The organism is Ligilactobacillus acidipiscis DSM 15836, from assembly GCF_001435755.1.
GTDB classification, from domain to species: domain Bacteria; phylum Bacillota; class Bacilli; order Lactobacillales; family Lactobacillaceae; genus Ligilactobacillus; species Ligilactobacillus acidipiscis.
Genome location: NZ_AZFI01000096.1, coordinates 1 through 8,376, shown reverse-complemented (window position 1 = coordinate 8,376; position 8,376 = coordinate 1). Strand labels below are relative to the sequence as shown.

Annotated in this window: 8 protein-coding genes; 2 read left to right on the top strand and 6 right to left on the bottom strand. The window is 38.9% G+C overall.

Translation table 11 applies throughout. The features are described 5' to 3' along the window. Window positions 1–134: 134 nt before the first annotated feature. Together groL and groES are read right to left on the bottom strand one after the other, a co-directional pair. Window positions 135–1,763, bottom strand: a complete 1,629-nt coding sequence (gene groL, locus FC65_RS07160; protein ID WP_056972090.1) for a chaperonin GroEL — start codon at window positions 1,761–1,763, stop codon at window positions 135–137. Window positions 1,764–1,811: 48 nt separating this feature from the next. Further along, on the bottom strand, window positions 1,812–2,096 hold the full coding sequence (groES, locus tag FC65_RS07155) for a co-chaperone GroES (RefSeq protein WP_010497918.1): 285 nt from the start codon (window positions 2,094–2,096) through the stop codon (window positions 1,812–1,814). 182 nt (window positions 2,097–2,278) lie between these two features. Here groES and FC65_RS07150 point away from each other — a divergent pair, with 182 nt between their 5' ends. Further along, window positions 2,279–2,905 carry a CPBP family intramembrane glutamic endopeptidase gene (locus tag FC65_RS07150; protein WP_010497916.1) on the top strand — a complete coding sequence of 209 codons (627 nt, stop codon included), beginning with the start codon at window positions 2,279–2,281 and terminating at the stop codon, window positions 2,903–2,905. A 76-nt stretch (window positions 2,906–2,981) separates the two neighbouring features. On the opposite strand, the gene FC65_RS07145 is transcribed toward FC65_RS07150, so the two are convergent. Beyond that, window positions 2,982–3,623, bottom strand: coding sequence for a redox-sensing transcriptional repressor Rex (locus FC65_RS07145; RefSeq protein WP_010497907.1), 642 nt, complete (start codon window positions 3,621–3,623; stop codon window positions 2,982–2,984). A 176-nt stretch (window positions 3,624–3,799) separates the two neighbouring features. Here FC65_RS07145 and FC65_RS07140 point away from each other — a divergent pair, with 176 nt between their 5' ends. Then, complete coding sequence (locus FC65_RS07140; RefSeq protein WP_056972089.1) at window positions 3,800–5,752, top strand: ABC-F family ATP-binding cassette domain-containing protein; 1,953 nt, start codon at window positions 3,800–3,802, stop codon at window positions 5,750–5,752. 105 nt (window positions 5,753–5,857) lie between these two features. Here FC65_RS07140 and tsaD read toward each other — a convergent pair whose 3' ends face one another. Genes tsaD through tsaB form a run of 3 tightly spaced genes read right to left on the bottom strand, consistent with a single transcriptional unit; the run spans window position 5,858 to window position 8,173 of the window. Beyond that, entirely contained in the window at window positions 5,858–6,889 is a 1,032-nt protein-coding gene (gene tsaD / locus FC65_RS07135) for a tRNA (adenosine(37)-N6)-threonylcarbamoyltransferase complex transferase subunit TsaD (protein WP_056972088.1), read from the bottom strand. Between the two features lie 14 nt (window positions 6,890–6,903). Further along, window positions 6,904–7,470 carry a GNAT family N-acetyltransferase gene (locus FC65_RS07130; protein WP_235803098.1) on the bottom strand — a complete coding sequence of 189 codons (567 nt, stop codon included), beginning with the start codon at window positions 7,468–7,470 and terminating at the stop codon, window positions 6,904–6,906. Beyond that, window positions 7,445–8,173, bottom strand: a complete 729-nt coding sequence (tsaB, locus tag FC65_RS07125; protein ID WP_056972087.1) for a tRNA (adenosine(37)-N6)-threonylcarbamoyltransferase complex dimerization subunit type 1 TsaB — start codon at window positions 8,171–8,173, stop codon at window positions 7,445–7,447. Before tsaB ends, FC65_RS07130 begins: the two co-directional genes overlap by 26 nt. Window positions 8,174–8,376: the final 203 nt, after the last annotated feature.

The following is an 8,376-nucleotide window of genomic DNA, read 5'->3' as shown; positions in this document are numbered from 1 at the left end:
CAACGAAAAGTATGAATAATTCAGGATCAATTTAATAAAATATCAAAAACCGCTTCATGAAAGGATCTGAGGGATTTTTTCATTAAAAAAAGCCAAGGAAAAAATTCCTCAGCTTTAAAATAATTTTTAATGATTTACATCATTCCGCCCATACCGGCACCTGGTTGTGGTGCGGCAGCAGAATCATCTTTTGCTTCTGGCTTATCAGCAACAACTGCTTCAGTAGTTAAAAGTAAAGCAGCAACGGAAGCGGCATTTTGCAAAGCAGAACGAGTGACCTTAGTTGGGTCAACGATCCCGGCTTTGATCATGTCTTGCCATTCGCCTGTAGTAGCATTGAATCCGATACCAGGCTTTTCACTCTTCAATTTTTCTACAATGACAGAACCTTCTAAACCAGCGTTAAATGCGATTTGACGAACTGGTTCTTCCAAGGCGCGCTTGACAATGTTGATACCAGTCTGAACATCGCCGGATTCCTTTAAAGCGGCAACTTTATCAATAACGTTGACCAAAGCAGTACCACCACCAGGTACAAAGCCTTCTTCAACAGCGGCACGCGTTGAGTTCAAAGCATCTTCGATCCGGTATTTACGTTCTTTCAATTCAGTTTCTGTTGCGGCACCGACTTTAACTACAGCAACACCGCCAGACAACTTAGCCAAACGTTCTTGTAATTTTTCACGGTCAAAGTCAGATGTTGTTTCACAGATCTGTTTTTTGATTTGTGCAACACGTTCTGCGATCTGATCTTTATCGCCAGAGCCTTCAACAATAGTTGTATTTTCCTTATCTACAGTGACTTTGCCTGCAGTACCTAATTGGTCGATAGTAGTATCTTTAAGCTGTAAGCCTAAATCTTCAGTAATAACTGTACCACCAGTTAAAACAGCAATATCTTGCAACATTTCTTTACGTCGGTCACCAAAACCAGGAGCCTTAACAGCAACTACGTTAAATGTTCCGCGGATCTTGTTCAAAACCAATGTCGGCAATGCTTCACCTTCGATGTCATCAGCAATGATCAACAATGGACGGCCTTGTTGTACGATATTTTGTAACAATGGCAAGATGTCTTGAATATTTGAGATCTTCTTGTCAGTGATCAAAATGTATGGATTGTCCAAATTAGCTTCCATCTTATCTTCGTCAGTTACCATATATTGTGAAAGATAGCCGCGATCAAATTGCATACCTTCAACAACATCTAAGGAAGTTTCGATACCCTTTGATTCTTCAATAGTAATAACACCGTCATTACCAACTTTTTCCATAGCTTCAGCAATCAAATTACCGGTTTCTTCACTTGCAGATGAAACGGCGGCGATTTGGCTGATGTCACTCTTGGAAGAAACATCATGAGACATTTCATGCAAAGCTTCAACAGCAGTCTTAGTAGCTTTATCGATACCGGTTCTGATCCCAACAGGGTTGGCACCAGCTGTCACATTCTTCATACCTTCTGTAACGATTGCTTGAGCCAAGACGGTAGCTGTTGTAGTCCCGTCACCAGCAATATCATTTGTCTTGGATGCAACTTCCGAAACAAGTTTAGCTCCCATGTTTTCGAAATGATCCTCTAATTCGATGTCTTTAGCAATCGTAACACCATCATTAGTGATAGTTGGAGAACCGTATGTTTGTTCCAAAACTACATTCCGGCCTTTTGGTCCAATAGTTGATTTTACTGTATTTGCTAATTTATCTACACCAGCAAGCATTTTTGCTCGTGCGTCTTCTGAAAATTTAATTTCTTTAGCCATTAATTTCACCTCATCAAAAAATTAGAGTTCTACGCGTTAACTAAAAGTCTAGTCGATCACAGCAACAATATCGTTGGCACGGACTACTAAATACTTGCTGCCTTCATATGTTACTTCAGTTCCTGCATATTTATCATAGATCACTGAGTCCCCAGCCTTTACTTCTGGTACACTCTTTTCGCCGTTGTCAAGAACACGACCAGCGCCCACAGCAACGACTTTACCAGTTTGCGGCTTCTCTTTAGCATTGCTTGCTAAAACGATCCCACCAACTGTTTGTTCTTCTTCTTCTTGAACTTCAAGAATAACTCTGTCTCCTAATGGTTTCAGCACTCTAGATCCCTCCAATATATTTTTAGCACTCAGCACATCCAAGTGCTGATTAAATTACAGTTATTATAATAAACACTTTATTTTTAAAATGCAAGTACTTTTTGTCACTCTCTTGCTTCGAGTGCTAATTTGCCAAAAAGATTATGCTATAATGACTGAAGCATCAAAAAGGAGACCTATAATTGAAACTAAAATCCAATTCATTAAGTCTATTGCTGGGGTATTTTATTTTGATCCTGCTTCAGCAAATAGCTTTTCAATTTATCCACAATAATGATCTTTTGTATCCAGTTCAGACTATTCTAAATCTTTTGGGAGCAATTAGTTTGATTTGGCTGACACTCCACTTTAAATACAAAAACAAATTAGAAGAAAAGAAAGCAGTTATTTGGCAGTCACTTTTATGGATGCTTGGCGGTGTGATCATCGTTTTGACCGTACAGCGAGTTTTGCTGTGGTTTGAAACTGCGTTTTTGCAACAACCTGTTATTTCTGAAAACACCAGTCAATTAATGGCGGTTGCCGGTAAATACCCGTATTATCTGCTAGTTATTGTGTTCACCGAACCAATTATCGAAGAATTAATTTACCGTAAAGTATTATTCGGCAATTTTAGTTATTGGTTCAAACCGTGGCAGACAGCTCTTTTTTCCAGCCTTCTTTTCGCACTAGGACATGGAGACGGTCACTTTTTAACGTATACAGCCATCGGTTTAATATTTTGTTTAGTCTATGAAAGAACTGGTAAGATCCAAGGCTCTATGGCGACTCATATTTTGATGAACTTGCTAGTCTTGTTACTTAACTAAAAAATCGTAGGAGTTTACCAAGATCAGTAAATTCCTACGATTTTTTATCAATTAGTTCAACCATAAATAGTCTCACTTATCCATCCTGTTGATCAACATGATTTAAAAAATAGATCAAAGTTTGTAATTCGTTAGTCAAATCAACGTTTTGAATGCGAACTCCGTCTTGAACAGTCACACGCAAAGGTGTAAAGTTCAGGATACCCTTAACACCGGCAGACACAAGTTCGTCAGTAACGCGCTGTGCAACTGGAGATGGAACAGTCAATATCACAACTTCAATTTGCTGTTCAACTAATTGCTCCTTCATTTGACTCATAGGATAAATCGGTACACCACTCTGAATAGTTCCAGTGATCCTCTCATCAATATCAAAAGCGGCACTGATCCGTACATTGTTACTGCCATGGAAGTTATAATTCAACAATGCATGTCCTAAATTACCTACCCCGATCAAACCAACGTTAGTCAGCTTATCTTGATTCAATGTCTTTTTAAAGAAATCCAGCAGACTTTTAACGTCATACCCGTATCCCCGTTTACCCAATGCACCAAAATAAGAAAAATCACGTCTAATCGTTGCAGAATCAACTTTAACTGCTTCCGCTAATTCAGTTGAAGAAATTCTTTTCTTACCTGAATTAAATAAGATACCTAAATAGCGATAGTAAATCGGCAACCTTTTAGCCGTTGCTCTAGGTATTTTTGCATTCACCATTTTTAAGCCCCTTTCACAAATGCTCACTCAAATCATTTTACCATAGTAAAATTCACAATCAAATAAAAAGTTCATTAGTTCACAACTTAATTGAAAAAATTTAAATTTAAGGCGATGTATTGCAGGATATGCTAAAATAGTTTAGTAGACTAAAAAATTAGGCAGGTGAAATTTTTATGCTTTTATTACAAGTCCAACAGGCAGCTCGTATTTTTGCTGGAGATCCACTTTTTCAAAATGTAAATTTGAATATCCAAGACAATTCACGGATCGCTCTTGTCGGACCAAATGGAGCTGGTAAATCTACCTTGATCAAAATGATCATCGGTGAAAATGAACCTGACGAAGGACAAATTGTTAGTCGTAAGGGACTAACGATCGGTTATTTAGCTCAAGATACCGGTTTAGAATCTGAAGACACTATTTATAATGAAATGTTAAAAGTCTTCGCAGGCTTGATTAAAATGGAACAGCAGATCCATGAGCTTGAAAATAAAATCGTCTCAAGTCAGGATCACGAATCAACTTCATATCACTCACTGCTAAAACAATATGACCAATTGATGCATGATTTTTCTGCACAAAACGGTTACGGTTATCAAGCAGAGATTCGTTCCGTGCTTCATGGCTTTAATTTTCAGGAAGAAGATTTTAATAAAAAGATCTCTTCATTATCAGGTGGTCAAAAGACACGCCTCGCGCTTGCCAGATTGCTCCTTGAAAAAAGAGATCTGCTGATTTTAGACGAACCGACTAACCATTTGGATATTGAGACCTTGCAATGGTTGGAAAGTTACCTCCAAAGTTATCCAGGAGCTTTGTTACTTGTTTCCCATGATCGCTATTTTCTTGACAAAATCATCACGGAAGTCTGCGACATTAGTCACAAGCGTGCCAAAACATACCCAGGAAATTACACTTCATTTGTGAAGCAAAAAAAAGAAGATCAAAAACAAGCTTGGAAAGAATATGAAAAACAGCAAGTAAAGATTGATAAATTACAAGATTTTGTCAACAAAAACTTAGTCCGAGCAACGACAAGTAAACGAGCTCAAAGTCGGCAAAAGCAATTAGATAAAATGGACCGTATTCAGCGACCGGAAGGTGACGAAAAAGGACCGCATTTTTCTTTCACACCATCCTCCAAAAGCGGCTCAGTTGTCCTAACAGTTTCAGATGGATATATCGGCCATGATGAACAAACTATCTCTGGGCCAGTTAATTTTGAATTGCGTAAAAACAAAGTTTTAGCTGTTGTCGGTCAAAATGGGATCGGTAAGTCGACTTTATTGGAAAGTGTTATCGGGCAGATCCCTTTTATCTCTGGATCATCCAAATTCGGTGCTAACGTTCAATACGGATATTATGATCAAGAGCAACAAGGACTCCATCCCCAAAAAACTGTTCTCAACGAAATTTGGGATGAGCATCCTACTACACCAGAAAAAGATATTCGTTCCCTTTTAGGCAGCTTTTTATTCAAGGGCGACGATGTAAAAAAAATCGTGCATAACTTGTCTGGTGGTGAGAAGGCGCGGCTACTTTTAACTAAATTGGCGATGCAACATGATAACCTCTTGATTTTAGATGAACCGACTAACCACTTGGATATCAACAGTAAAGAAGTCCTAGAAAAAGCGCTCCAAGACTTTACTGGAACAGTTCTCTTTGTTTCTCATGACCGTTACTTTATCAACCAAACTGCTGATGAGATCATTGAAATCTCTCCATCAGGCAGTACCTTATATTTGGGTGACTATGATTACTATATTGAGAAAAAAGAGGAGCAACGGTTAATTGCAGAACAAAAAGCTCAGGAAGCTGAGGACGAAAAACAACCAGCTTCCCCAAATACTTCATCTGCTAAGAGTAGCTACACGCAAAGTAAAGCCAAGGAAAAACAGCAACGCAAATTAAAACGTGAAGTTGCACAATTAGAAGAAAAAGTTGATAACTTAGACCAAGAAAAAACTAGGATAGAAAACAAAATGTCTCAACCGGATATCTTCAATGACCTGACTAAAATGCAAAAATTACAGCAAAAACTTACGTCAGTGAGTCAAGAGCTCAACGCAACTGAAGAACAATGGGAACAAAGCTCGGTTGAATTAGAAGAGTTTATGGCATAATTTGCGATTCCTCTTCATAAATCAAAAAAACAGCAGACATCTACTCGTAATTCGAATAGTTATCCGCTGTTTTTATTTACACTTTTTCACTGAGTAAGCTGTAATTTAAACTGAGAGCCACGGAAATTCAAGACCCGGCTCAGCGTTTAGTGTCATGCCAGCTCTATTTCCATGCTTGAAGCCAACATAACCAGCCGCACCGATCATGGCTGCATTATCACCACAGTATTTAAGAGGGGCCTCTAACAAGTCCACTCCTTGAATTTGAGCACATTCTTTTTCTAGACGTGTACGTAAACCACTGTTAGCTGCGACTCCACCCGCTAAGATCAGCTGTTTGACTGGAAAGTTGTGCAGTGCCCGCACTGTTTTTTCTGCCAAAACATCAACTACACTCTGTTCAAAACTAGCCGCCAAATCGGCATGTGAAAGCTTTGTGCCAATTTGATCTGCATGATGAACCGTATTAATAAATGCGCTTTTAAGACCACTAAAACTAAAATCATAGTTATCTTCTTTTTCCATTGCTCGTGGAAAGTTAAATGTATCTTTCCCCTGATGAGCCAATTCGTCGATTTCTTTACCAGCCGGGTAATTGATCCCAAGCACTCGTCCGATCTTGTCGAAAGCTTCACCACACGCATCATCGCGCGTTTCACCAATAATTTGATAATCATTTTCCTGAGGCATATAAACCAGTTCCGTATGCCCTCCAGAAACCAACAAAGCCATTGCAGGAAATTCGATCGGAGCTGTATAACGCGCAGCATAAATGTGGCCTGCCATATGGTTTACGGGTACCAAGGGCAAATTATGTGCAAACGCCACAGCTTTTACTGCTGAAACTCCAACCAAAAGAGCACCTACCAATCCAGGACCGTAAGTAACTGCAACCGCGGCGAGGTCTGTATAACCAAGTCCAGTTTGTTGAAATACATCATCCAAACAGCCAATGATCTGCTCAATATGGTGCCTGCTGGCAACTTCAGGAACAACGCCTCCAAAGCGTTGGTGACTCTGAATCTGAGTAGCAGTCGATTGAGCTAAAACCTGTGCCCCGTTTCTTACAAGTGCGACGCTTGTTTCATCACAACTCGATTCAAACGCTAAAATTATTGTATCTTTTTTTTCATTCATTTTTTATCTTTTCCTTATTTCTCGCTAACTAAAAATTGATACTCGATAACTTCATTGTTGAGCTCACTATTCTTCGCTGTTTCAGCCTTTTTAAAACCGATATTACGATAAAATTCACCCAATCTTTCTTGGCCGGTCCGCACTTGTACAAAAACGGAACGAACCCCAGTTTCTGCCGCCTTGTCAAACAAAGTATTAACCAAAGTAACAGCGACTTTTTCTCTATCGGGATACGGTAAAACAGACAATCTCATAATGCGCATCCGAGTCATCGATGCATTGACCCGACATCCAATAAAACCGATCAATTGGTCATCTTGACGTAAGCCAAAATACAAAGCTTTCTTTTGATCCCGCATGCAGAGCTGAAAGGTATTATAGTTCCAGATATCTTCTTCTGATTGTGACCGTTGCTCGACTGCTACCATTTCAGGAATAGTCGAGATCACATTTCGGCACAAAAAATAATCAACTCCATTGATCACAATATCTTTATTGTCAAAATCAAGTGACTTGTCTTGAAAAATCACTTTTATCTTATTAGCTAATCGTTCTTTAATATTTTTTAACGTATGGGCCATGCTTTTTCCCTTCTTGCGGATTTCTTTTTAACCATTGCGATTCAGCTTGTGTTATTCGCAAATAGCGAGGTACAAAATCATTTACATTCTCCGCTTCTTTTAAAAGGCCTAACGTTCCTAAATTAAAGGCACGAGGGACTGCTGATTCCGCTGGAGCGATCCGGTAGTCTTGACCAGCCATCAATTCTTTCAATTGATTGGCAAATTTTGCTACGTCAGCTCCTATAAAGCAGACTTCTTTTCCCATTATCTGTTTACATAACTTTGAAAAAGAGATGTGTTGATCTGGCAAAACATTTTTTAATTGGCCATCATCCCACATATAGCCTCCAGCAAAAACATTATCCCTCCGTGCATCAAACACCGGCACAAGCAATGTCTTAGCATCAGCCTGGACTCCCTTAGCTAAGACGGCAAGGCTTGAAACACCAACTAACTCTTTATTTAAACTATATGCTAAAGTCTTAGCAGTAGTTACGCCGATCCGTAAACCCGTATAAGAACCTGGTCCTTGAGCAACCACAACACGGTCGATTTCTTCTGGCTTTAACTGACTCTGTTTAAAAATCTCCTCGATTGCCGGCATCAGAGTAACACTGTGATTTTTGCTGACAGTGGTAGTGTTTTCTGCTAGTAAAGTTTGATCTTCTAAAAGTGCCACACTTAACGGACGATTGGAAGTGTCAATTGCAAGAATTTTCATTATTTTGTTCATTCCTCTTTTTACGCTGTATTCTACTTAACTTAGTTTAACATAAACCCCAACACACTTTTCACAAAAAGAAAAAATGACTTATATTTTCATGAAAATCGATGCTGAAATATTGTAATATAATACCAAACATCATTATAATTGTTAAGTAGTTAAATTCAAGTGCCTCAATTGTCAAGTTAAGTGCAACACTA

Excerpts from the sequence above, each read along its gene's own strand:
- tsaD (WP_056972088.1), bottom strand. The coding sequence starts at position 6,889 with ATGAATGAAAAAAAAGATACAATAATTTTAGCGTTTGAATCGAGTTGT.
- FC65_RS07140 (WP_056972089.1), top strand. The coding sequence starts at position 3,800 with ATGCTTTTATTACAAGTCCAACAGGCAGCTCGTATTTTTGCTGGAGAT.
- tsaB (WP_056972087.1), bottom strand. The coding sequence starts at position 8,173 with ATGAAAATTCTTGCAATTGACACTTCCAATCGTCCGTTAAGTGTGGCA.
- FC65_RS07145 (WP_010497907.1), bottom strand. The coding sequence starts at position 3,623 with ATGGTGAATGCAAAAATACCTAGAGCAACGGCTAAAAGGTTGCCGATT.
- FC65_RS07130 (WP_235803098.1), bottom strand. The coding sequence starts at position 7,470 with ATGGCCCATACGTTAAAAAATATTAAAGAACGATTAGCTAATAAGATA.
- groL (WP_056972090.1), bottom strand. The coding sequence starts at position 1,763 with ATGGCTAAAGAAATTAAATTTTCAGAAGACGCACGAGCAAAAATGCTT.